This window comes from Mycobacterium ahvazicum, assembly GCF_900176255.2.
Taxonomy (GTDB): domain Bacteria; phylum Actinomycetota; class Actinomycetes; order Mycobacteriales; family Mycobacteriaceae; genus Mycobacterium; species Mycobacterium ahvazicum.
The window spans coordinates 284,928-306,563 of the sequence record NZ_FXEG02000005.1 but is presented as its reverse complement, the minus strand read 5'-3'; the positions used below and the strand labels follow the sequence as shown (position 1 = coordinate 306,563).

Below are 21,636 nucleotides of genomic sequence, written 5' to 3'. Positions count from 1 at the left end.
GCCCGTGAACCTCTTGCGCTCTAGCGCCCGTCACCCCGGTTGGCCGTCGTCGGTGGGGCCGCTGCGGGTCGCGGCCGGTGTGGTCCGGCTGCGCGCGGTGCGGATGCGCGACGGCGCGCAGTGGAGTCGTCACCGGTTGGCCGACCGGGCGCATCTCGAGCCGTGGGAGCCCACCTCCGACGGCGACTGGGCGCTGCGGCACACTGTCGCGGCCTGGCCGGCGCTGTGTTCTGGCCTGCGTGCCGAGGCCCGCAACGGGCGCATGCTGCCGTACGTGATCGAACTCGACGGGCAGTTCTGCGGACAGCTGACCATCGGCAACGTCACCCACGGCGCGCTGCGCTCGGCGTGGATCGGCTACTGGGTGCCGAGCTCGGCGACCGGCGGAGGAGTGGCCACCGGCGCGCTGGCGCTGGGCCTGGACCATTGCTTCGGGCCGGTGATGCTGCACCGGGTGGAGGCCACCGTGCGCCCGGAGAATCTCGCGAGTCGGGCCGTGCTGGCCAAGGTCGGCTTTCGCGAGGAGGGCCTGCTGCGCCGCTATCTCGAGGTCGACCGGGCGTGGCGCGACCATCTCCTGATGGCGATTACGGCCGAGGAGGTCTACGGATCGGTGGCATCGACGCTGGTCCGTGCCGGATATGCGCGCTGGGCGTAAATTCTTCCCTTCTTGTGCGCGGCGAGATTGCCGTCACGGCTGTGATCGGCGCCTGACTGCGACCATGACCGCAATCTCGACGTGCGGGAACTCGCCGCCGAAGACAAATCGCAATATTTCTGTGGCTCACGTGACATATGTGGCGTGTGATGCTTGATTGAGGCAAATTACAGGTGTGTAATTGCGCTGGTCACAGGTCCCGACCGCGCAGGTCAACGATCGGCCTCGCGGGGATCCGGACCAGAAGGAGCAGGTCATCATGCCAAGCATCCCGCAGTCGTTGTTATGGATCTCACTGGTGGTGCTCTGGCTGTTCGTGCTGGTACCGATGCTGATCAGCAAGCGTGACGCCGTGCGACGCACCAGTGACGTGGCGCTGGCAACCCGGGTGCTCAACGGCACCGGGTCCCGCCTGCTGCGGCGCAGCGGTCCGGCCTCGGGCCACCGCAGCGACCCGCACTGGCAGCCGGAAGACTCGGCCGACGACGACGAGTTCGACGATGCGGAGCGTGACGACCTCGCCGGGACCGACGATGAACACGATGCCGAGACCGAGGAACTGCGCCCCGCCCGTCCGGTGGTGATGAGGATGGCGGCCGCCGAGCCGGCCGAGCCCGACTACCTGGACGTCGACGTCGTCGAAGACTCCGTCGCACTCCCGGTCGGTGCCAGCGCCGCGGCCACCGAACCCCAGCTCGCGGCCGTCGACGAGGACGAGCACGAGCAAGCCGACGATGAGCACCCCGACGACGAGTACGAATACGTCGAGGACTCGTCCGGCTTGGAGCCGGAGGCCGAGGACGAGGACCCGGGACTGCGCGAGCGGGTGGTCCCGTCGAGCGCCCAGCGTCGCCGCCGCTTCGACACCAAGACCGCGGCCGCCGTCACTGCCCGCAAGTACGCCTTCCGCAAGAAGGTGTTGATGGTGATGGCCGTCATCTTGGTTGGCTCGGCGACCGCGGCGTTCGAGATCAGCCCCACCGCCTGGTGGGTGTGCGGCGTGGCCACCGCGATCACGGTGCTTTACCTGGGCTATCTGCGCCGGCAGACCAAGATCGAGGAGAAGGTCCGTCGTCGCCGCACGCAGCGGATGACCCGCGCGCGCATGGGTGTGGAAAACACCCGCGACCGCAACTACGACGTGGTCCCGTCGCGGCTGCGCCGGCCCGGCGCGGTGGTCCTGGAGATCGACGACGAGGACCCGATCTTCGAGCACCTGGACTACGCGATGCCGCAGCAGCACTACGGCTGGCCGCGGGACCTGCCGCGCGCCGTCGGCCAGTAGTGCCGTTGGTGCTGGCGCCCTTGCAGAACTGGTAGCCTCTAGCGGGTCAAGGGGCTATAGCGCAGTTGGTAGCGCGTCTCGTTCGCATCGAGAAGGTCAGGGGTTCGATTCCCCTTAGCTCCACTTTGCGATGAGTGGAGTCATGGGTTACACCTGAGTCGCGTCATCGGTTACAGATCGCCCCGGCCATCGGCCGGGGCGTTTTTGTTGGTTGCGCCAGTAGTTGTGGTCGGGGTCGATGGATCAATGGCATTTTGAGCGACTTTGGTTGAGCCGTTTGACGGTCCCGCCAGCCCGCCAGTGGTGAAGGCCTCCGCTTCCGGCTATAGCGTTGAGCGCGAAGCTATTTCCGCTGCCGCGTGATACTACTTCGCTGCGACGGCCGGGGACACGTCGAGGGATTTGGCTAGCGACAGAGCGCTGGCCGCTGTGCCCAAGTTGGCGGTGAACAGCAGATTGTTCAGCACCTTAGTGATTTGCCCGCAGCCGAGGGCGCCGAGGTGCACGACAGAGTCCGCGTAGGTGTAACACCGGTCGGCACGGTCGACAACATCGGCATCACCACCGGCCATGACCAGCAGACGGCCCTGCGCCGCGGCCGGCCCGCCACCGCCGACCGGCGCGTCGATGAACGAAATATCCGGCGCGCCATGGGGCCGACCTGACTGCCCAGCCCGATGAATCCGACTCTCACGCAACGCTCAACTCATGCCAATGCGGATGTTTTTGATCCGCTGAAACTCACGCAGGCCATCGAGGCCGCCGGTGCGACCGAACCCACTGTGCTTGTAACCGCCATAGGGGCCCTGGGGTTCGATGTCGCTGAATTTGTTGACCCACACTGACCCGGCTTCGAGTTCACGCGCGACCCGATGGGGCGGTTGAGGTCGCGGGTGTGCACGAAGGCGTTCAAACCGTAGGAAGTGTCGTGGCGATCCGCACTGCTTCGTCGTCGTCGCGAAATCTGATGAGGGAGATCACCGGTCCGAATGTCTCGGTTTGCGCCAATTCCGAGGAGTTGTCCACGTCGCCGACGGCGGTGGGTTCGATGTAGTAGCCGCGCGCGAGTTCACCTTCGATGCGCTTACCTCCGGTGAGAAGCTCGCCGGCGCGGGCGCACACGGCGTCATCGAACGCCTGCAGGATGCGGTCGGCGGCGGCCTGGCTGATGACGGGTCCGAACATCACCGAGGCCCGTCTGGTCTGGTGACATTCTCTACGAAACCACCTTCGTCGGGATCGAATACCGCGACGGCGCACGGCGGACGCTGTAGCCAGACATCGAGGAGTGCACAGCCCTGCCGCTTTCCTATTGTATGAATTGTCCGGCGAGACAAAGGATTCAAGCAGGTGGAGCATTACCGCTACGACGACGCCCGTCCTATGTTAGCTATTTTCATGAGTGGTTGTGGTCAGTCGATGCCCGCTCGGCAGTGTGCTTGAACAGCAGGGGCAACCCAACGGTGCAAGTACGCACGCAGCTCCTCGCCACGACGTTGTGGCCGTCCGGGATCGATGATCAACGACTGCAGTATGCGCAGCATGAACTCGACGAGCTCTTGGAGGCTGTCGTCGTCGAATCCCGCGCCCGCCCAGTCGACATTGAACCGATTGAGGATCGATCGGCCGAAGGAAACAGATACCTCCGCCGTCACGCCGGCAGTGAAAGCGCTTGCCTTGCCGGGCTGCATGACCATGCCCAGGTATCTGTCGTGGGGAAGTTGCTCGAGCGTGTAGGCAATCCCCTCCACAACGGCGTGGGTGGGCGAAGTCAGAGGTTGCAGGTGAGCAGCGAGGTGATCGAGAAACGCAGAGACAGCCGATAGCGCTGTGGCGTGTAGTAGCGCCTCTAACGTGGGGAAGTACCGGTACAGGGTGGGTCGAGTGATGCCGAGGGATTCGGCCACCTGGGACACGCTGACCGTTCCCTCGGCGTCGATCGTGCGTCGGGCGGCCGCCCCCATGCGGGCGGCCGCCTCGTCGTCGTCGGCGGGAATGTCTCCGGCCCAGCCATGTCTGCGCATCCGTGCATCGTCGCATTCTCTTAGTCCGAGGCAATGAACCCACTTGACTTTACAGTTGGTATTAGATGTATTGTCCGAATAGGAGCCCGCATCAGCCAAGGAGCACCGATGACATCGATGATTGAGCCAACCGTCAACGGCCACGACGAGAGCCTGACCCGTCGGGCACTGCGCTTTGCACTGGATAAGACCACGCAGATGGCCGACAGCGAGCTGCGGGTGCCGCTGCACTACTACCGCGATCCAAAGATCACCGAGATTGAGGAGTCTCAGATCCTGCGGCGGGTGCCTCTGGCGATCGTGCCGTCGGCGCAATTGCCCAAAGCCAACGATTACGTGGTGCGATCGGTATTGGGCGATTCGTTGTTGGTCACCCGAGATCGTCACGGCGAGAGCCACGTGTTCCTGAACTACTGCCGTCACCGTGGCGCGATGCCTGCCTGCGGAACGGGCAACGCGTCACGATTCACCTGCCCGTATCACGCGTGGTCGTACAAGAACACCGGGGACCTGTTCGCGGTGCCCGGCAGCAGCGGCTTCGCCACGATGAACAAGGCCGACTACGGCCTAGTCGAGCTGCCCAACCAAGAACGCCACGGCTTCATCTGGGCGGTGTTGAGTGCCGATGCAGACATCGACGTCGACGCCCATCTCGGTGATATGGCACCCGAACTGGCCCTGATGAACTATTCCTCGTACGGCTATCACACTGAACGCGAGTTCGAGTCCGACGTGTCCTGGAAAGGCGCACTCGAGGCATTCGCCGAGGGCTACCATTTCCCATTCGTCCACGGGCAGAGTGTGATCGGACAGAACACCATCGCCAACACCTCGGTGTACGACGAGTTCGGAAAGCACCATCGGCTGGGGTTTCCCTTCAATTGGATCGTCAACCTCGACAACGACCCCTCGGGAGCCTGGGACCCGTCAGCGAACATGGGCGTGATCTATTGGATCTATCCAAATCTCGTCCTGGCCAACAGCCCGCTGGGTGTGGAAATCATCGACATCCTGCCGGCCGGCGCCCCCACCCGCTGCACCGTGCGGCACAGCTGGATGGGTCGCGTGCCCGCGGCCAACGACGAGATGCGCGCCGTCTACGACGAAGTCTACGAGAACGTGCATGCCGCCGTGCGTGACGAGGATTTCACCATGTTGCCCCAGTGCGGCGAGGGCGTTCGGCACGGACAGCACGACCATATGATCATCGGCCGCAACGAAATTGGTGTGCAACACATGATCCGGGTCTTGGCACAGGAACTCGGTGTCGCACTGCAATGAACACTTTCCTGACCGAGTCGAGTCTCTTGGTCCGCGCAAGGCGGCGGGGAGGATCCACGCAATGGCACTGAACATCGCAGATCTTTTCGAGCACGCCGTAGACGCAGTACCGGACCGCACCGCCGTCATTGCGGGGCCCCGCACCCTGACCTATGCCCAGATCGAAAACGAAGCCAACCAACTGGCGCATCTGCTGCAGTCGAACGGGATCGGTCACGGCGACCACGTCGGGGTTCTTGCCCCCAATACGGCTGAACACGTCGTTGCAATTCTCGCCCTGTTCAAGATTCGCGCGGTCCCGATTAACCTGAACTATCGCTACACCGCACCAGAACTGGCGTATGTCTTCGACAACGCCGACCTCGTCGGGCTGTGTTTTGACGACTCGCTCGGACCACTGGCGTCGCAGGTGCTGACACAGCGGGAGCCACTGCGGGTGCTGGTCTCCATGGGCGCCGGCATCGTCAACAACCCGATGCCCGAAGCGCTGGCCTACGCCTCAGCTCGTGACGAATTCAGCACCGAAAGAGACTTCGGTCAGCGTTCGCCCGACGATCTCTACGTTCTCTACACCGGCGGCACGACCGGATACCCCAAAGGCGTCGTATGGCGCCACGAGGACATCTGGCGAACACTCGGCGGCGGCACGAACTTCATGACCGGCGAGCTGCTCGACGAGTACGACCAATCCACCCAAGCCGCCACGAACCCGCCCATTATGGCCTTCGCGGTCAGTCCACTCATGCACGGTGCGGCCGTCTGGGGGACTCTCATGCATCTTTTCTCCGGTCACACCACCGTGCTGATCGATAAATTCGAGGCTCACGCCGTCTGGGAACTCATCGACCGCCACGGCGTCCAGACGGTGTTCATCACCGGAGATGCCATGGCACGCCCCCTTATCGAGGCTTTCGACACCGGGCGACACTCCGGCGCCTCGCTGGCCGCTGTTGCCAGCAGCGCCGCGTTGTTTAGTCCCGCGGTCAAGAAACGCTGGATCGATGCGTTCTCCCGCACCGTGTTCACCGACTCCATTGGCGCCTCCGAAGTCGGTTTCACCGGCACGACCATCCTCGAACGAGACAATCTCGCCGGCGAAGGACCGTTGGTCCAGATGGCGGCGCAGACCATCGTCGTCGATGACGATCTCAACATCCTCGACCCGGAAGAACACGTGGGACAAACCGCGCGCGTCGCCCGAGCCGGCCACATTCCGCTTGGCTATTACAACGATGAAGAGAAGTCTCGCACCACATTCTTCGAACGCGACGGCATCCGCTTCTCGGTTCCCGGCGACTATGTACGCATCGAAGCCGGGCGCCGGCTGCGGCTGCTCGGTCGCGGCTCCAACTGCATCAACACCGGCGGGGAGAAAGTCTTCGCCGAAGAAGTCGAGCAGGCTCTCAAATCCCACCCAAATATCTACGACGCCATCGTAGTAGCCGTACCCGACCCGCGCTGGGGCCAACGCGTCGCCGCCGTAGTACAGGCTAGAGATGGTCTCCGAGTGACGATCGAATCGATTCACACCCACCTGCGAACAATGATCGCCGGCTACAAACTCCCGCGAGACATCACATTCGTCGATGCCGTGCCACGCCACGTCACCGGCAAAGCCAACTATCCCGAAGCCCGCAAGATCATGCTGGCCAGTTTGGAACCCACCCAACAGCCGACTCACTGAGCTGCCCGCCCGGGAACGACCTGAAACACTCCGCCGTGGCGCCACCCTCATCGATGAACATCGTGGCGACATAAGGCCGACCTCAGCATCGACAGGCGCCCCGGCCAAAGCCATCGAACACGTTGCAGCACAAGAACCTACCAGCGCTGCGAGGGTAGCAGCGCTGACATCAACCGATGGGGTTCTGAGTGCATGGCCCGTCAAGGAAGCTCCGGAACACCACCAATCGAGCTTGCGCCTGCCTGGCCGCAATTTTTTGCCTCCCCGTCCGATTTCAACACCCAGATGACCGACTGGCTGGCCGTGGTCAACACCCGCAACCGTCGGGCGCTCGGCTGTGCGCCGACTGACCGGATCGAGGCTGATCGGGCAGCGATGCTCGGGCTACCGCCGGTGGCGCCGGCCACCGGCTGGTGCTCATCGCTGCGGCTGCCGCGGGATCACTACATTCGCCTGGACGGCAACGACTACTCGGTGCACCCCGCAGCGGTCGGGCGGCGGGTGCTGGTGCGCGCCGACCTGGATCGGGTGCAGGCGTTCTGCGATGGGCAGACCGTCGCCCAACACGACCGGGTCTGGGCGACGCATCAGACGATCTCCGATCCGGTGCATGTGGAGACAGCGAAGATGTTGCGGGGCAGACGGATCCAGATACCACCACCACCTTTGGAGTCCGAAGTGCCGGTACGGGATCTGTCGTCGTATGACATTGCGTTCGGAGTCGACCTCGATGGCGGGGCCGCCTAATGGCCACCACCAAGACCACCGCCACTGCAGGCCGGGACGTGACTGCTGAGTTGGCCTATCTGACCTGGGCGCTGAAAGCACCTACCTTGCGTGAGTCCATCGCCCGGCTGGCCGAACGCGCTCGCGCGAAGAACTGGACCCACGAGGAATACCTGGCGGCATGTCTGCAACGCGAAGTCTCAGCACGTGAATCCCACGGCGGTGAGGGACGAATCCGGGCCGCACGATTCCCCGCGCGAAAGTCGTTGGAGGAATTCGACTTCGACCATGCCAGCGGGCTCAGACGCGACACCATCGCGCACCTGGGAACCCTGGACTTCGTCACCGCCCGCGACAACGTCGTCTTCCTCGGCCCACCCGGAACTGGCAAGACGCATCTGGCGATTGGGCTGGCCATGCGGGCCTGCCAAGCCGGCCACCGCGTCCTATTCGCCACGGCAGCTGAATGGGTGGCCCGCCTGGCCGAAGCCAACCAAGCCGGACGCATCCACGCTGAGCTCACCCGACTCGGCCGCTACCCGCTCATCGTCATCGGCGAAGTCGGATACATCCCCTTCGAACCCGAAGCCGCCAACCTGTTCTTCCAACTGGTCTCGGCCCGCTTCGAACGCGCCAGCCTCATCGTCACCTCCAATCAAAGCGTTCGGCCGCTGGGGCGAAGTATTCGGCGACGACGTCGTGGCCGCCGCCATGATCGACCGCCTCGTCCACCACGCCGAAGTCATCACCCTGAAAGGAGACAGCTACCGACTCAAAGACCGAGACCTGGGCCGCACACCTGCCGCAGCGGCCACCACTGAGGAATAATCACCAACCACCACCGGACAGGGGGTCAATTTTCACCTGCCGCCAGGGGATCAATTTTCAGCCGCCGTCGACAATGCATACGAGCCGCGCACATTCGGGCCTTGTCGACAGTCTCCTTCGAGCGTTGAGGGTTAGGTGCCGCGACAAGCGTTCGATATCGGCTCCGAAAGCTATAGGAGACCTATAACTAAGCCTGGTACCCAGCTGATGTGGCTGGGGCAGGCGGAGGACGTCTCCGGGGCGACACAAATAACGTCTCCCGCTGCGGAGATGTTCGACGCTGCCGCTACCAGCGCGTTGCAGGCGGATCATCGAACAGATCGTATCGGCCTGTGGCGTTCCACTGGTCTGCCGCGCTGTGCGGGGTGCCGCGCCATCGGACGTGCGCCGCGACCTCGGCCGCTGGACGGGCTCCGTCTGTCAGGTGCCCGGTTGGAATGTCTTCGGGCGCGACGGGAAGGCCCAGAAACGGAATCAGCAGACGGACATCGAAGAGGATCAGATTGTGAGTTCCTGGAAGCGCGGCCGAAGGCACGATCATCGCGTCTGCTCCGTTGCGACGAACGGCCGCGGCTAATGCTTGTGTCGGGGCGTAATCGTCACCGACGAGCTCGTCGGGCGTGAGTCCGTAGGTGGCGCAGTCGTCGAAGTCCACACGTGTCGGCTCGATGTTGACGGTCGCTGTCCACAAATTCAGGAGTAGGTCGTCTGGATCTCCAGTTGGACCAATGTGGTGGCGGAGCATTTCAGCTGCAGGGCCGAATGGATGAAGGCAGAGGTACTGGACGGTGTCGAGGCTCGCGCGGTGGAAACGGCCGTCGCTTGGGCTTGGGAACGCCCACCATGGCGTGTCGTACGAGGCGTGCCGAAAGATCGTTAATCTCATGTGGTCATTGCGCGGGCCTCAGTCGCGATGGCAAGGAGCCGCGGGTAGCACAGTGGGTCATCGAGTAGGTCGATTGGTCGTTGGCCGAGCATTGGATGCTCCCGATAGAACCATGCGACTACTCCTGGGCCGGTAAATGAGTGGCGCAGCTGGTTTACGACCTGGCCGACTACGCGGATGCGGGCGGCGTCTTCGGCGGCAGGACCAGTCCCGTCATTTGCGAGCCAGCGCTGCAGTTGCCGAATGGACACTCCAAGTAACTCGGCGAGGGTCTTTTGAGGGGTTGCCAAGACTTCGGCGGTGTTTGCCAACACGACCCCGACTGGCGCGTCATCGCTGAAAGGCTGGTTTTCCACAATGTCGCGTAGCGCATGGCGGAACTGCTCTAACGCGATGCGCACATCTCGGCGCCGCTGTTCGGCGTCGTCATGGCGGAGCGCTTTCTCTGCACGGAACGCGGCGGCCCACAGACTCGTGGTCAGGTACGGGTCGGCTTTGAGACGTGACGGCCTCGCAGCATCCAGTCTGCGATCCAAGCTGTCGATCAGTAGGCCAACTTCTTCCGGCACTGTCGCAGAGCGCTGCAGCAGCTTGGTCGTGTCGTTGACACTCTGGAGCAGGTCACTGAGCTCGCTTTCCAGCAGTGTCGTAGTCATGTCGCCATGATACGACAAATTTACGCAAGCTGCATGCTCGTTTCGTGGAGGTCTTGCCGGTTTCGGCGACGATCACCTGGGCGAGGTCGTCGATGCAAGCGGCGATGATGCGGCGCCACGCGTCCAGCCGGCGCGGCGACCGGCATAGGACAGCCCGGACCACCAGTCCGACGCGGTCCGCGCTCGAGCGACGATGCGATCGACATCGGCCCGAGAATGTATGGGGTAGTTCGCCAACGCCGATCCGTCACGGGGGTCGAACGACGTGAACACGCTGTCCTGCAGCGCCGGGTCGTCCACCGACCCTTTCGTCGATGTGGTCATGGTTGCTTCGTTCTGCTCACGCGTTGCGCGGCTTGAGTTCCGTTGCGGTCACGCCTCACGGACGCCCGTGTTGATTCTGTCGCGCCCAACCGCTTTATACAACTAGTTGCAGAAAAATATTGATGCGCCGGGTGACCCTGATGTGGGGTCAGGCGGCGCTACGAGCCAACGACTGTGCGTATCCGATCGTCTCCTCGTCCACATGCGCCTGGATCGAGTAGCGCATGCCGGCGAAGAGGCCCATCACCCGCATCCACGCGGGCACCTCGAGCTCGACGCGACAAGTAAACCGTGATGTCGAGTCCGTCACCGGGGTGACCGACATGACCCAGCGCACGCCGAGTGTCGCGGGCAGCACGTGAGTCAGGTAGATGCGACTCTTCGGCGAAACCATGACCACCTCGGAGGGCTTGCTGGAGTCTTCGCGGTAGTGCTGGACCAGGAGGTGGCCGCCGATCGACTCGACGTTGACCATGCCGCGCGTTCCGCTTTCGACGAAGGTGCCCGCGGCGCGATGCCCCTTGGCGCATCGCTGGTACTCGCGGTCGGTCATGCCAAACAGCCACTTCGGGACGTCGAGGCGATTCGCCGGCAAGTCGATGGTTGTGTGCTGCTCAAACTCCATTAAGACCATGTGTTTCCTTTCAGAGACTGGCGCTGCGGACCGTGAGGTCCGCAGGGTGACGCCGACTGGATAGCATCACGATCCAATTATGGATAGTGATAGTATCCAATGTCAAAGGAGGAACGGTTTGCGTATCTCACATCTGTCCGCCCGCACCGGCGTGTCGATCCCGAGCATCAAGTTCTACCTGCGCGAAGGTCTGCTGGACGCGGGGGAGCGGACGTCGCGCACCCAGGCGGAATACGGCGAGCGGCACGTCGACCGGCTCCGAGTTATCAAGGCGCTCAGCGAGGTACCCGGCCTGTCGATCAACCGGATTCGAGACATCCTCGCGTTGATCGACAACCCCGGCGAGGACCTCCTCGGCGCGCTCGGGTCGGCGAGCAAGCAGTTGCCGCCCTACGCGGACGACAATGTGTCGCTGCAGGATTCGGCCAATGAAGTGCTCACCAGGCTGAGCGGGTCCGCCGATCGCGAGATCGACGCGCTCGGGCAATTGGGCCATGCGTTGCAGACCGCGCAGGCGGCAAACCTGCCCGTCTCCGATGAGCGGCTGGAGGTTTACCGTGAGCACCTCGGCGCGATCGCGGCCTACGAAATCGCCACCATGCCAACCGAACCGTCCGACGCGCTGACCTACGCCGTCATCGGCACCGTGTTGTACGAGCCGCTGCTGCTTGCGCTGCGGCGGATAGCACTGCAAGAGGAGGCTACCGCGGCGCTGAGCGGCCCGGGCAATGCCAAATAGGTTCGCCCATAGTCGCTGTCGTAGTGAGGGCGGGGGGTCTTAGTCACCGACTTCGGATGCAGACCGCCGGGGGGTCTGCTGCACGGACTGGTGACACTGGCCGCCACGGGGCGCCTGCGTGCCAACCACGTCAGCGAACGTGTGCACCTGTTGGTCGAGCGGTTTGCCGGCAGCGAGCGACCGTCGCGATAGCGGCGGCGGTTCCGGCGCGGGTGGGACGTCGACGCAATGGTGCCTAGGCTTCTGGTATGAGTAGGGGTTTCGTCGTCATGTTCGCGGTCGGATTGCTCGTCGCGGTGTTCGGTCTGATCTGGGCGCTGCAGGGATTCGGGGTGTTGGGTGGTAGCCCGATGAGCAACACCACAACTTGGTCGATCATCGGTCCGATCGCGGTGCTGATCGGCATCGCGATCGCGGTATTCAGTTGGCGCAAGCTTTCGTCGAAATAGCTCGTCAGTTCTCCGTCACGGTGAAGTTCACCGTGTGCCAGCCGGTGGCGCCGTCGGGGACACTGGGAACTTGATCCGCGGTTTGGGTAGCGCCGGAGTTGTCGGTGGCCCGCACTGTAATGCTATGATTCCCAACGATTTTCGCCTGCCAAGGGAAGCTCCACAATCGCCACGTCGCATTGGAATAACTGGCGCCAAGTTCGGCGGGCTGCCATCCACCGTCGTCGATGCGGACCTCCACGGCCCGCACCCCCCGATTCTGTGCCCACGCCACACCGCCGAACACGACGGATCCTCTCGGCAGTTTCTGGCCGTCCGCCGGCACGTCGACGCGCGACTCGGTCTTGATCGGCGCCTGCGCCGCCCAGCCGAACCGCGTCCAGTACGCCTTTGCTTTGTCGAATCGAGTCAGCTCCAAGTCGACGACCCACTTGGTGGCGGACACATACCCGTAGAGCCCGGGCACCACCAGCCGGGCCGGATACCCGTGCTCGACCGGCAGCGGCTGACCGTTCAGGCCCACCGCGAGCAGCGCGTCGCGACCATCGGTGAGGGCCTGCACCGGCGTGCCCGCGGTGAATCCGTCGATCGACGTGGAGAGCACCATGTCGGCGTTTGAATGCACCCCGGCCGCCGCAAGCAGGTCGGCCAGCCGGTAGCCCGTCCACACGCCCGTCGAAATCAGTTTTCCACCAACGGGGTTCGACACACAGGTCAACGTCGCCACCGTCTCCACGACATCGAAACGGGACAGGTCGTCAAAGCTGTAGGTGGCTTCGCGGTCCACCATGCCGTGAACGCGCAGCCGCCAGTCGCCGTGGCTGAGTTGGGGAACACTAAGCGCGGTGTCCACCCGATAAAAGTCGCCGCTAGCGGTGACAAAGCTCGGGAGCGTGACGCCTTTCGGTTGGACGTCGGCGGGGATGGGTGGAGCCGGTGCGCGGGGGGGGGGGGGTGGGGCCTGGCTGCGTCGGATGTGTATAAGAGCCGGGGTGGAGCCGGTGCGCGGGGGGTGGGGAGTGTGACGGCGTTGCGGTCGGCGGCCACCGAATGCACCAATCGTGTGACGACCGCGCCCACCACACCGCTCACCACGCCGAATCCGAGCAATCCGTACACCAGCACCGCGCGCCGGCGTGCGTCCGGCTCGTCGCCGTCCGGGTCCCGCGGGGCGAACCGGCGGGTGAGCAAGCGCAGGGCCGCGACGCCGCTGACCGCACCCGCGACCGTGGGGATCGTGTCGGGCAACGTCGCGCCCTGCCGGGACAGCACCGCGGCGCAGCCGAGGATGCCCGCCGCGGCGATGACCGCGCTGCCGACGGGACGCCGCTTGGTTTCGAAGCTGCCGGCGACCGCAGCGATGGTCGCGATCACCACGAGCACGACGATCCCCAAGAAGGCCTTGTCCAGCGAGCCCAAGGTCTGAATCGCCCATTCTTTGACGGGCCCCGGGGTCAGGTCGACGACCATGGAACCGACCGCGGCGCGCGCATCCGCCCGCGCGCCGAACGGGATGGCCACCAGCGCGGCGACCCCGAGCGAGACCGCCGCGGCGGCGACCCCCGCGATCATCCGCTGATTCGACGTCGCGGCAGCCATCGGACCAACTCTACTCGCGTTCACTCAGCACACCGCAAAAACCTTGCCGGGCAGCCGATCACGCCTTGGTCGTGTTGCCGAATCCGACGTGGCTGTGAATCAGGGGCAGCGTCGCCGCCGTGGCGAAGCCCGCTGGGGCTGCGCAGATCGCGGCCACGGCGTTCAGCACCTGCATGCCGGTGGCCACGCTTGCCGAGCGGACGTGCTCCTCCATACTCGCGGCGCGGGTGAAGCTGGCCAGGCAGAAGAAGTGGGTCCGCATCGAGGGGTCGCCCTCGATCGTCAGCGTCCACCCGTCCTGGGGTTTGGGCCAATCGTCCGGGTATTCGCCGCCGACGGTCCACAATGTTTCGATCTGGACCAGCACCTCGCCGTTGCGCCGGCCCGACCACTTCCACCGTTGCCCCGCAGTGGTTCCCGCGCGCAGCACATGATCGAAGATCTGATGATCCTCGCGGGCGGGAACGGCCTGCACGGTCGCGGTGACCTCGTCGATGTCGGCGTTGAGCGTGTCGGCGAGGAACCAGACCTGTTCGGTGAAGATCCCGCTGTTGAAGGCCAGGAACTCGCTGGCTTGCGGGCTGATCTCCTCGATGGGTTGGCCAAAACGCATGTTGTCGAACGTGATTGACGTGCTTTCGTAGACCGACCAGTCGGCGCGCTCCTGAAGCGTGATCTTGTCGATGGTGCGGCACATGCCGGACAGGGTCAGCGGCAGTGCGCCGGAGAGGTTCCCGGGGTTCAGCCCGCTGCCGTGCACCGTGGTGTCACCGGCCCGGCACGCCTCCAGCACCCGATGGCGGTCGGCCGGTACGATACGGCGCGGATGGAACAGGAATGCCGTCGTCGCAACGTTTTTCCCGCCGGCGAGCAGCTCGCACACCTCGTCGAGGTTGGTGTTGCGCGGCGTGTAGAGCACACAGTCCGCGTCGAGCTCCATGATCTTGTCGGCGTCGGTGGTCGCGGCGACGCCGATCGGGTCGCGGCCCACCAGGGTGCCGACGTCGACTCCGTCCTTCGCGTCGGAATACACCCGGGCGCCGACGATCTCGAGATCGGGTCGATGGTCGATGATGGTCGTGACCATCTCGGCGCCCACCGTGCCAACGCCCCAGGGGACGACGCGCAGTGGCCGATGTGGCTGGCGATCACTAGCTGGCGTCATTGCCGTCTTTCTGTAGCCGAAAGTGTGGTCGCCATAGACGATAGAGTGCCGCGGCACTTCACTGTTCAGTGGTGATGGGCGTGCGACGCGATGCTTTCGCGATGTTGCTGGGCCGCGTTGGTGCCGCCGGCGGGATAGGCATGAATCATCGCGGTGGTCAGCTTGGGCACGGCGTGAATCAGATCGTGTTCGGATTCGTGTGCGATTTGGTGTGCCGCAGCCAAACTCAGCGCCGGGTCGATGTCGAGTTCGGCATCGGCGTGTAGGCGGTGCCCGATCCAGCGCATCCGCACACTGCGCACTGCACGCACGCCGGGCCGGGCGGCCAGCGCGGCTTCGGCCGTGTCGATGAGCTCCGGATCGACGCCGTCCATCAAGCGGCGGAACACATCTCGCACCGCGGTGCGCAGCACCGCCAAGATGGCCACCGTGATCAGCAAGCCGACGATCGGATCGGCCAGCGGGAAGCCCAAGGCCACGCCGCCGGCACCGGCCAGCACCGCCAGCGAGGTGAAGCCATCGGTGCGCGCGTGCAGGCCGTCGGCGACGAGCGCGGCCGAGCCGACGCGGCGTCCGACCCGGATGCGGTAGAGCGCCACCCATTCGTTTCCGATGAAACCCAGAAGTCCGGCTACCGCGACCCAGCCGACGTGCTCGATGGGCCGCGGATTGATCAACCGCTCAACGGCCTCGTACCCGGCGATGATCGCCGACAGCGTGATCATCGCGACCACGAACAGTCCGGCAAGGTCTTCGGCCCGGCCGAAGCCGTAGGTGTAGCGGCGCGTTGCGGCCTTGGTACTCAACGCAAATGCGATCCACAGCGGCACCGCCGTCAGGGCGTCGGAGAAGTTGTGGATGGTGTCTGCGGCCAGCGCGATGGAGCCGGAGAGGACCACCACGACGATCTGCGCGATGGCCGTCGCGCCCAGGACCAGCAGGCTGATCTTGACCGCGCGGATGCCGTCGGCGCTGGACTCCAGCTCGCTGTCGAAGCTGTCGGCGGCGTCGTGGGAATGCGGCGCGAAGATCTCCTTGATCGCGGCCCGCAGTCCCTTCGGATGGCGGTGCTCGTGATCGTGTCCGCGCGAGTGGTCGTGCCCGTGATCGCTCATCGTGCGCGGGCCTTCCGTGGCCGGCGATCGGTCGTGATGCCCCGTACGTCGGGGTCGCCGCGGTGGTGGGATGGCACGCCGGGACCGGCATGTTCGGCGTTGTACACCGCGTCGATGACCAACTGGCGGACGTGCTCGTTTTCCAGGCTGTAGTAGATCGTGGTGCCGGCCCGTCGAGTGCGGACCAGCCGGGCCATGCGCAGCTTGGCCAAATGCTGGGACACCGACGGCGCGGGCTTGTCCACCTTTTCAGCAAGGTCGTTGACCGACGACTCGCCCTCGGTCAGCGCCCACAACACCCGAATACGGGTGTGGTCGGCCAACATCCGGAAGACCTCGACGATCAGGCTGACCTGATCCTCGGCGAGCGGCGGTGCAGCATTATCTGCATGCATACGTAGATAGTAGCCAATGCGGGCGCGCGCCGCTCGCGTGAAAGCGGGGGTCCGCCCGGGCTAGAACTTCGCGACAGCCCCCGCATCGATCGGCAGCGCGGCGCCGGTGATGTACTGCGACTCGTCGGAGGCGAGAAACAGCACCGCGTTACTGACCGCGCGCGCATCGATGACGGGCACCGGCAGCATATGGAAGTGGCCGAGCACGGCGGCCGTGTCGTCGATCGTGGGGTTGGGGAGGTCGGGCCGTAGCATGCGGTGGAACGGCTCGTTGTCGATCATCGGCGTCCGGATGTTGCCGGGATGAATCGAATTGACTCGAATCAATTGCGGCGCAAGCTCATTCGCGAGCGAATTCATCAAGCCGACCACGCCGTGCTTGGCCGAGGCGTAGTGCGCCATGTACCCGCCGCCGCGCAGCCCCAACATGGAGCTCACCAGGATGATGGACCCGCCGCGGCCGTCGGACATATGCGGTATCGCCACCTTGACGGTGTGCCAGACCCCGGTGAGATTGATGTCGAGCATCGTCTGCCAGGCGGCTTCCTCGATCATCGCGGCGGGTGCGGGACTGCCGCTGATGCCGGCGTTGGCGATCACCACGTCGGGGCGACCCAACTCGTCGATCCCGCGCTGCAACGCCTCACGCAGGCTCGCGAGGTTTCTGACATCGGCGGTGGCGGCCACGATGCGCCGGTCCAACTTCTCGACCAGCGCCACGGTTTCCTCGAGATCGGCCTCCGTGGCTCCCGGATAGCTCACGCCCTCGACGTCGCCGCACAGATCCACGGCGATGATGTCGGCGCCTTCCTCGGCGAGGCGGACGGCGTGTTCTCGGCCTTGGCCGCGCGCAGCACCCGTGATGAACGCGACTTTGCCGGCCACTCTGCCAACGGAGCTCGTCATGGGGACAACCATATCGCCGACCGTTTGGCGCGGGAACTCAGTAGTGGCAGGGGTTAGCGACCCAACGAGAACAAGCCCGGCGCGGCGGGGCCAAGGGACGGATTGGCGCCGGGAACTTGCAGCGGGAACGGCATCTTTCCGTTGGCCACTGATGTCATCATGCCCGGGCATTCCATCTGTATCGCCATGCTGGCGACCAACCCGGCCATGGTCGGCGAAAGTCCTTTGGTTGCACCCAGTTGCGACGCCACCGACGCGAGGGTTGCACCCGGCTTGACCAGCGATGGGCAGATTGACTGGCCGATGCCGGCAAGCGCGTTGGTCAGTGAGCCGTTGGTGCCGTTCCCTAGGCCGCCCAGCGCGGCGGTGATGGGGTCATTGGACGTGTCGGCCTGGGCGAGCGCAGGCAGCGTCGCTGCGGCCGCGAGGACGCCGGCCGCAACCGCCAATGGGCGAACCGCCCCGGAAGCCGCATTGATGAAATCTGCCCATGCAGCGGTGGAGTGACGTGGGCGGAACATCATCAGTGCGGTCATATCGCTCCTAGGATTCGGGGAAGTGCACAGCCATGCACTGCCCCTGTCTTCGGTAACGATCGGCAATCCGTTACATCACGATCCGGGCGCATCGGCAGCCGTCGGCCAGGCCCGCCCGCTCAGGAGTCGCAATCCGTTAAGCGCGACGACGATGGTCGAACCCTCGTGGCCCGCCACGCCGAGGGGAAGCGGCAGGTGGCCGAACAGGTCCCAGACGACGAGTCCGGTGATGAAGGCCGCCGCGATGGCCAGATTGGCGATCACCACCCGGCGAGCCCGACGGGCCAGCGCAACGACGGCCGGGATCGTCGTGAGTTCGTCCCGGACGGTGACGGCGTCGGCGGTTTCCAGGGTGAGGTCGGCGCCGTTGCGGCCCATGGCAATCGAGGCGTGCGCGGCGGCCATCGCGGGCGCGTCGTTGATGCCGTCGCCGACCAGCAACACCCGGTGGCCGTCGGCCTGCAGTTGGCGCACGGCGGCGACCTTGTCCTCGGGCAGCAGGTCGGCTCGGACATCGGTGATCCCGACCTGCGCGGCCAGCTGCTCTGCCGCGAGGCGAGTATCACCGGTCAGCAGGACCGGCGGTCCCGCGGTGATCGCGACGATAGCGCCGACCACGCTCTGGCTTCCCTCGCGCACGGTGTCGTCGAGTCCGAGAACGCCCACCGGCGCAGCATCGACGACGACGAGAACGGCCGTGGTGCCTTGGCGTTCGAGGTCGCTCGCCGCGGCGGGGTTGCTCTGAAATGCGCGCGGGCTCAGCACTTCGATGCTGCGGTCGCTGACACACGCGCGCACGCCCCGACCGGGCAGGGCCTGGAAATCGGTGGCTTCGGCAACGGGCAGCTTGCGTGCGCGGGCGGCGGCGACGATCGCGCGCCCGAGCGGATGTTCGCTGAATTGCTCTGCGCTGGCGGCTATTCGCAGCACGTCGTCGTCGCTGTAGCAGTCCTCGATCACGGCGATGCCGCTGAGTCGCGGCGTTCCCGTCGTCAGCGTGCCGGTCTTGTCGATCGTCACCAGGGTGGTGTCGGCAAGGTGCTCCATCGCAACCGCCGACTTGACCAGCACACCGCGGCGCCCGGCGTTGGCGATCGCCGAGAGCAGCGGCGGCATGGTCGCCAACACCACCGCACACGGCGATGCCACGATCATGAACGTCATTGCCCGAAGCAGCGTGGACCGGAGGTCGGCGCCGAGGATCAGCGGGACCGCGAACAGGGCGAGCGTCGCCACGACGACGCCGACGGAATAGCGTTGCTCGACCTTCTCGATGAACAGTTGCGTCTTGGCTTTGGTGGCCGATGCCGCCGCGACCAGGGCAACGATACGGGCGACGACGGTGTCGGAGGGGTCCTTGGTGACGCGAACACGAAGTGCCCCAGCGCCATTGAGGGTTCCGGCGAAAACTTCGTCGTGGGCTGCCTTCGCGACCGGCATCGGTTCCCCGGTCACCGACGACTGGTCGACATCGGAGGCGCCGTCGACAACGACACCGTCGGCGCAGACGCGCTCACCGGGGCGCACGCTGACGAGGTCGCCGACGCGCAGTTCGGTGGCGTGGACCGATTCTTCGATCCCGTCGGCGGCCAGGCGGATGGCGCGTTCGGGTGCCAGGTCGAGCAATCCCTTGACCGAATCCTCGGTGCGTTTGGTCGCCGCGTCCTCCAATGCACCGGACGTGGCGAAAATGACGATCAACAACGCGCCGTCGAAGACCTGGCCGATGCTCGCGGCGCCGATCGCGGCAAGGACCATCAGCAGATCGACGTCGAGCGTGCGAGAACGCAACGCCTGCAAGCCTTCCCAGGCCGGTTCCCAGCCGCCGGTCAGGTAGCAGGCTAGATACAAGACCCACCAAGCCCAGGTAGGAGCGCCCAGCAACTGAGCCGCGAGCCCGGCCACGAACAGGGCCAGGGCGACCGTCGCCCACCGGATCGACGCGACCGACCACAGACCCGAGACGGGTGAGCGCCGGGTGTCCGACGAGCGCGTGCGCGTCGGCTGCGCGGTTGTGCACGTCATCGAAGCGGCCTCCTTCTTGGGGCGATTCACCTATGCATGTATACATGTAAAGCTCTACATATGTCACATCAGTTTGTGGGCGCGTGCTTCAATGGGGAGATGGGGCACGGAGTCGACGGCAGGGTGACGCCACCGGCCACGCTTGACTCGGTCTCGGCCATCAAGATCGCCGAGACACTGCAAGCGCTGGCCTCGCCCAACCGGCTGATGATCCTGACCCGGCTACGGCAATCGCCATGCTCGGTCGGCGAACTGTCCACGGCGGTCGGCATGGAACAGCCGGCGGTGTCTCACCAATTGCGGCTGCTGCGCGCCCTGGGGCTGGTTGCCGGCGACCGCAACGGCCGCAACATCGTCTACCGCCTCTACGACAACCACGTCGCCCAACTGCTCGACGAGGCCGTGTACCACATCGAGCACCTGCGCCTGGGCGCCACCGAGACGACGGCGTAGCCGGTCGGGACCGCGATCGGCGGTGCGGTCGGAAAAATTTGGCTGAACATTCGATAAGAGCGTGTTTCGGCCGCGGATTAGAGACGGTCTCGGCTCTAATGTGTTGGGGATGAGCACGAAGTACTACTTGCAGAAGGTCCCGGTCGAATCCGTTCAGCCGGGCTTCTCACTGGCCGTCGGCGAAGACGGCGATTACCGGCTGTTCCAGGTGGAATGCACGCAGATGTCGCGGCGGGCCGGCTTGCCGGTCATGTTCAGGCTCACCTCTGAGCCCGTCAACGGTGGCGATCCGTGGGTCCTCGAGTGCGAAGAGGGCACGCCGGTGGTCCGGATTCTCGGTGTCGGCAAGGCGGCTTCCTAGGCGGCTTCCCAGGCCGTTTTCTAGGCCTCCTGGGTGGTGACCGCCGGCTTAGCCGCGACGACGAACTGCACCGCGCGCTGCGTCTGCTGTTCGATGTCGACGAGCCCGGCCGACGAGAACAGGTCGACGAAGTCGCGCCGGCCGAACACCGTGAGCCCGATGCTGCGCGCGACGGCGGTCATCAGTCGACGCACCGCGGCCGATTCCGGCGCATAGCTGGTCAAGATCGCGATCCGGCCACCGGGTTTGAGTACCCGCACCATCTCGGCGGCCACCCGGAACGGCTCGGGCATCAGGTACAGCGCACCGAAACAGAAAACAGCGTCGAAGGTTTCGTCGCCGAACGGCAGCATGCGGGCATCGCCGCGGACATAGCAGGTGTGCGGGCCGCTGTTGTCGGCGACGGCGCGGGTCAGCATCGACTCGGAGATATCGAATCCGACCGCCAGACCGCCGTCGGGCAGTTCGGCGGCCAGGGGGGCGGTGAAATTGCCTGGGCCGCAAGCGACATCGAGCAACCGGTGAGCGGTCCCCAGATGCAGGGCCGATGCCGCCCGGCGCTGTTCGGCCCGGTGGGTGAGGCCACTGGCCGCGTAGAAGGCGGTCGGCCGCCACAGCCGTTCGTAGACCGTTGCGACGAACGGGCTGTTCATGGCGCGTTGCGCCACGGTCGGCACCGGCGCACTGGTCGATTCACCCAACACGTCGAGAAAACCGTGTCGCAGCTGGGCGGTCTGGCTCATGAGGCCGCGGGTCGTCTCGACCGGATCCTGGCTCATTGTGTTTCGACGCTAGTGGACCGCCCCGCCGCGCCGGTGGCCCGGGTGCGGGCGCAGGGCCCGTCACAGTGATAATCATTTTCATCAATGGTCATGAAGTTCCAGGCCGGGTGCGGTAGATGAGGGCC

The 21,636-nt window shown here is 65.1% G+C and carries 20 protein-coding genes, 1 tRNA gene and 5 pseudogenes; 11 read left to right on the top strand and 15 right to left on the bottom strand.

All coding sequences use genetic code 11. From position 1 onward, the window contains the following. Nucleotides 1-4 precede the first annotated feature (4 nt). The 3 genes from MAAFP003_RS22475 to MAAFP003_RS22465 all read left to right on the top strand — a co-directional run bounded on the left by MAAFP003_RS22475 (nucleotide 5) and on the right by MAAFP003_RS22465 (nucleotide 2,066). Nucleotides 5-658, top strand: coding sequence for a GNAT family N-acetyltransferase (locus tag MAAFP003_RS22475; RefSeq protein WP_207768594.1), 654 nt, complete (start codon nucleotides 5-7; stop codon nucleotides 656-658). A 259-nt stretch (nucleotides 659-917) separates the two neighbouring features. Beyond that, nucleotides 918-1,943, top strand: a complete 1,026-nt coding sequence (gene sepX, locus MAAFP003_RS22470) for a divisome protein SepX/GlpR (RefSeq protein WP_096291344.1) — start codon at nucleotides 918-920, stop codon at nucleotides 1,941-1,943. Nucleotides 1,944-1,993: 50 nt separating this feature from the next. Next, nucleotides 1,994-2,066 (top strand) — tRNA-Ala (locus MAAFP003_RS22465). 183 nt (nucleotides 2,067-2,249) lie between these two features. Here MAAFP003_RS22465 and MAAFP003_RS22460 read toward each other — a convergent pair. The 3 genes and pseudogenes from MAAFP003_RS22460 to MAAFP003_RS22450 all read right to left on the bottom strand — a co-directional run. Next, nucleotides 2,250-2,581: pseudogene (locus MAAFP003_RS22460) on the bottom strand (NAD-binding protein); the annotation flags it as partial. Between the two features lie 63 nt (nucleotides 2,582-2,644). Beyond that, nucleotides 2,645-3,131 (bottom strand): annotated as a pseudogene (locus tag MAAFP003_RS22455) (aldehyde dehydrogenase family protein); the annotation flags it as partial. Nucleotides 3,132-3,355: 224 nt separating this feature from the next. Then, on the bottom strand, nucleotides 3,356-3,967 hold the full coding sequence (locus MAAFP003_RS22450) for a TetR/AcrR family transcriptional regulator (RefSeq protein WP_096289899.1): 612 nt from the start codon (nucleotides 3,965-3,967) through the stop codon (nucleotides 3,356-3,358). Between the two features lie 117 nt (nucleotides 3,968-4,084). On the opposite strand from MAAFP003_RS22450, the gene MAAFP003_RS22445 reads away from it, so the two are divergent. The 4 genes and pseudogenes from MAAFP003_RS22445 to istB all read left to right on the top strand — a co-directional run bounded on the left by MAAFP003_RS22445 (nucleotide 4,085) and on the right by istB (nucleotide 8,486). Beyond that, nucleotides 4,085-5,248 carry an aromatic ring-hydroxylating oxygenase subunit alpha gene (locus MAAFP003_RS22445; protein ID WP_423790951.1) on the top strand — a complete coding sequence of 388 codons (1,164 nt, stop codon included), beginning with the start codon at nucleotides 4,085-4,087 and terminating at the stop codon, nucleotides 5,246-5,248. Nucleotides 5,249-5,309: 61 nt separating this feature from the next. Continuing rightward, nucleotides 5,310-6,932: an acyl-CoA synthetase gene (locus MAAFP003_RS22440; RefSeq protein WP_096289897.1), complete on the top strand. Its 1,623-nt coding sequence runs from the start codon at nucleotides 5,310-5,312 to the stop codon at nucleotides 6,930-6,932. A 255-nt stretch (nucleotides 6,933-7,187) separates the two neighbouring features. Further along, nucleotides 7,188-7,679, top strand: a pseudogene (locus MAAFP003_RS22435) (Mu transposase domain-containing protein); the annotation flags it as partial. After that, nucleotides 7,679-8,486: pseudogene (gene istB, locus MAAFP003_RS22430) on the top strand (IS21-like element helper ATPase IstB). The pseudogenes MAAFP003_RS22435 and istB, both read left to right, overlap by 1 nt. A 286-nt stretch (nucleotides 8,487-8,772) precedes the next feature. Here the strand turns inward: istB and MAAFP003_RS22425 are convergent. The 4 genes from MAAFP003_RS22425 to MAAFP003_RS22410 all read right to left on the bottom strand — a co-directional run bounded on the left by MAAFP003_RS22425 (nucleotide 8,773) and on the right by MAAFP003_RS22410 (nucleotide 10,986). After that, nucleotides 8,773-9,372, bottom strand: a complete 600-nt coding sequence (locus MAAFP003_RS22425; RefSeq protein ID WP_096289896.1) for an RES family NAD+ phosphorylase — start codon at nucleotides 9,370-9,372, stop codon at nucleotides 8,773-8,775. Beyond that, nucleotides 9,369-10,028, bottom strand: a complete 660-nt coding sequence (locus MAAFP003_RS22420) for a hypothetical protein (RefSeq protein WP_096289895.1) — start codon at nucleotides 10,026-10,028, stop codon at nucleotides 9,369-9,371. The genes MAAFP003_RS22425 and MAAFP003_RS22420 overlap by 4 nt, the downstream gene beginning before the upstream one ends. Before the next feature lie 72 nt (nucleotides 10,029-10,100). Further along, nucleotides 10,101-10,352 (bottom strand): hypothetical protein, encoded by a 252-nt coding sequence (locus tag MAAFP003_RS22415; RefSeq protein WP_133160882.1) that lies wholly within the window; start codon nucleotides 10,350-10,352, stop codon nucleotides 10,101-10,103. Nucleotides 10,353-10,500: 148 nt separating this feature from the next. Then, nucleotides 10,501-10,986, bottom strand: coding sequence for a hypothetical protein (locus MAAFP003_RS22410; protein ID WP_133160881.1), 486 nt, complete (start codon nucleotides 10,984-10,986; stop codon nucleotides 10,501-10,503). A 118-nt stretch (nucleotides 10,987-11,104) separates the two neighbouring features. Between MAAFP003_RS22410 and MAAFP003_RS22405 the strand changes: the two genes are divergently transcribed. Continuing rightward, complete coding sequence (locus MAAFP003_RS22405) at nucleotides 11,105-11,725, top strand: MerR family transcriptional regulator (protein WP_096289892.1); 621 nt, start codon at nucleotides 11,105-11,107, stop codon at nucleotides 11,723-11,725. Between the two features lie 248 nt (nucleotides 11,726-11,973). After that, nucleotides 11,974-12,174, top strand: a complete 201-nt coding sequence (locus MAAFP003_RS22395) for a hypothetical protein (RefSeq protein ID WP_096289891.1) — start codon at nucleotides 11,974-11,976, stop codon at nucleotides 12,172-12,174. A 4-nt stretch (nucleotides 12,175-12,178) separates the two neighbouring features. On the opposite strand, the pseudogene MAAFP003_RS22390 reads toward MAAFP003_RS22395, so the two are convergent. From MAAFP003_RS22390 to MAAFP003_RS22360, 7 genes and pseudogenes are all read right to left on the bottom strand, one after another. Beyond that, a pseudogene (locus MAAFP003_RS22390) lies at nucleotides 12,179-13,773 on the bottom strand (molybdopterin-dependent oxidoreductase). 58 nt (nucleotides 13,774-13,831) lie between these two features. Next, the gene (locus MAAFP003_RS22385) at nucleotides 13,832-14,860 is read right to left on the bottom strand and encodes a dihydrodipicolinate reductase (RefSeq protein WP_207768622.1); all 1,029 of its coding nucleotides are present in this window, start codon (nucleotides 14,858-14,860) and stop codon (nucleotides 13,832-13,834) included. A gap of 143 nt (nucleotides 14,861-15,003) precedes the next feature. Next, nucleotides 15,004-16,053, bottom strand: coding sequence for a cation diffusion facilitator family transporter (locus tag MAAFP003_RS22380; protein WP_096289889.1), 1,050 nt, complete (start codon nucleotides 16,051-16,053; stop codon nucleotides 15,004-15,006). Further along, nucleotides 16,050-16,448, bottom strand: coding sequence for an ArsR/SmtB family transcription factor (locus MAAFP003_RS22375; RefSeq protein WP_096289888.1), 399 nt, complete (start codon nucleotides 16,446-16,448; stop codon nucleotides 16,050-16,052). The genes MAAFP003_RS22380 and MAAFP003_RS22375 overlap by 4 nt, the downstream gene beginning before the upstream one ends. Nucleotides 16,449-16,508: 60 nt before the next feature. After that, nucleotides 16,509-17,354 (bottom strand): mycofactocin-coupled SDR family oxidoreductase, encoded by an 846-nt coding sequence (locus MAAFP003_RS22370; RefSeq protein ID WP_096289887.1) that lies wholly within the window; start codon nucleotides 17,352-17,354, stop codon nucleotides 16,509-16,511. 53 nt (nucleotides 17,355-17,407) lie between these two features. Then, complete coding sequence (locus tag MAAFP003_RS22365; protein ID WP_096289886.1) at nucleotides 17,408-17,890, bottom strand: DUF732 domain-containing protein; 483 nt, start codon at nucleotides 17,888-17,890, stop codon at nucleotides 17,408-17,410. A 75-nt stretch (nucleotides 17,891-17,965) separates the two neighbouring features. Next, nucleotides 17,966-19,915, bottom strand: coding sequence for a heavy metal translocating P-type ATPase (locus MAAFP003_RS22360; RefSeq protein WP_096289885.1), 1,950 nt, complete (start codon nucleotides 19,913-19,915; stop codon nucleotides 17,966-17,968). 99 nt (nucleotides 19,916-20,014) lie between these two features. Here MAAFP003_RS22360 and MAAFP003_RS22355 point away from each other — a divergent pair, with 99 nt between their 5' ends. Next, on the top strand, nucleotides 20,015-20,368 hold the full coding sequence (locus tag MAAFP003_RS22355; RefSeq protein WP_096289884.1) for an ArsR/SmtB family transcription factor: 354 nt from the start codon (nucleotides 20,015-20,017) through the stop codon (nucleotides 20,366-20,368). Nucleotides 20,369-20,477: 109 nt separating this feature from the next. After that, nucleotides 20,478-20,729 carry a hypothetical protein gene (locus tag MAAFP003_RS22350; protein ID WP_096289883.1) on the top strand — a complete coding sequence of 84 codons (252 nt, stop codon included), beginning with the start codon at nucleotides 20,478-20,480 and terminating at the stop codon, nucleotides 20,727-20,729. Between the two features lie 20 nt (nucleotides 20,730-20,749). Here MAAFP003_RS22350 and MAAFP003_RS22345 read toward each other — a convergent pair whose 3' ends face one another. Further along, a complete protein-coding gene (locus MAAFP003_RS22345; RefSeq protein WP_096289882.1) occupies nucleotides 20,750-21,508 on the bottom strand; it encodes a class I SAM-dependent methyltransferase in 759 nt (252 codons plus the stop codon). Nucleotides 21,509-21,636 lie beyond the last annotated feature (128 nt).

Bases quoted from the DNA above. Each gene is read 5' to 3' on its own strand.
- sepX (WP_096291344.1), top strand. From the start codon at position 918: ATGCCAAGCATCCCGCAGTCGTTGTTATGGATCTCACTGGTGGTGCTC.
- MAAFP003_RS22450 (WP_096289899.1), bottom strand. From the start codon at position 3,967: ATGCGCAGACATGGCTGGGCCGGAGACATTCCCGCCGACGACGACGAG.
- MAAFP003_RS22445 (WP_423790951.1), top strand. From the start codon at position 4,085: ATGATTGAGCCAACCGTCAACGGCCACGACGAGAGCCTGACCCGTCGG.
- MAAFP003_RS22440 (WP_096289897.1), top strand. From the start codon at position 5,310: ATGGCACTGAACATCGCAGATCTTTTCGAGCACGCCGTAGACGCAGTA.
- MAAFP003_RS22425 (WP_096289896.1), bottom strand. From the start codon at position 9,372: ATGAGATTAACGATCTTTCGGCACGCCTCGTACGACACGCCATGGTGG.
- MAAFP003_RS22420 (WP_096289895.1), bottom strand. From the start codon at position 10,028: ATGACTACGACACTGCTGGAAAGCGAGCTCAGTGACCTGCTCCAGAGT.
- MAAFP003_RS22415 (WP_133160882.1), bottom strand. From the start codon at position 10,352: ATGACCACATCGACGAAAGGGTCGGTGGACGACCCGGCGCTGCAGGAC.
- MAAFP003_RS22410 (WP_133160881.1), bottom strand. From the start codon at position 10,986: ATGGTCTTAATGGAGTTTGAGCAGCACACAACCATCGACTTGCCGGCG.
- MAAFP003_RS22395 (WP_096289891.1), top strand. From the start codon at position 11,974: ATGAGTAGGGGTTTCGTCGTCATGTTCGCGGTCGGATTGCTCGTCGCG.
- MAAFP003_RS22385 (WP_207768622.1), bottom strand. From the start codon at position 14,860: ATGGTCACGACCATCATCGACCATCGACCCGATCTCGAGATCGTCGGC.
- MAAFP003_RS22380 (WP_096289889.1), bottom strand. From the start codon at position 16,053: ATGAGCGATCACGGGCACGACCACTCGCGCGGACACGATCACGAGCAC.
- MAAFP003_RS22375 (WP_096289888.1), bottom strand. From the start codon at position 16,448: ATGCATGCAGATAATGCTGCACCGCCGCTCGCCGAGGATCAGGTCAGC.
- MAAFP003_RS22370 (WP_096289887.1), bottom strand. From the start codon at position 17,354: ATGACGAGCTCCGTTGGCAGAGTGGCCGGCAAAGTCGCGTTCATCACG.
- MAAFP003_RS22365 (WP_096289886.1), bottom strand. From the start codon at position 17,890: ATGACCGCACTGATGATGTTCCGCCCACGTCACTCCACCGCTGCATGG.
- MAAFP003_RS22360 (WP_096289885.1), bottom strand. From the start codon at position 19,915: ATGACGTGCACAACCGCGCAGCCGACGCGCACGCGCTCGTCGGACACC.
- MAAFP003_RS22355 (WP_096289884.1), top strand. From the start codon at position 20,015: ATGGGGCACGGAGTCGACGGCAGGGTGACGCCACCGGCCACGCTTGAC.
- MAAFP003_RS22350 (WP_096289883.1), top strand. From the start codon at position 20,478: ATGAGCACGAAGTACTACTTGCAGAAGGTCCCGGTCGAATCCGTTCAG.
- MAAFP003_RS22345 (WP_096289882.1), bottom strand. From the start codon at position 21,508: ATGAGCCAGGATCCGGTCGAGACGACCCGCGGCCTCATGAGCCAGACC.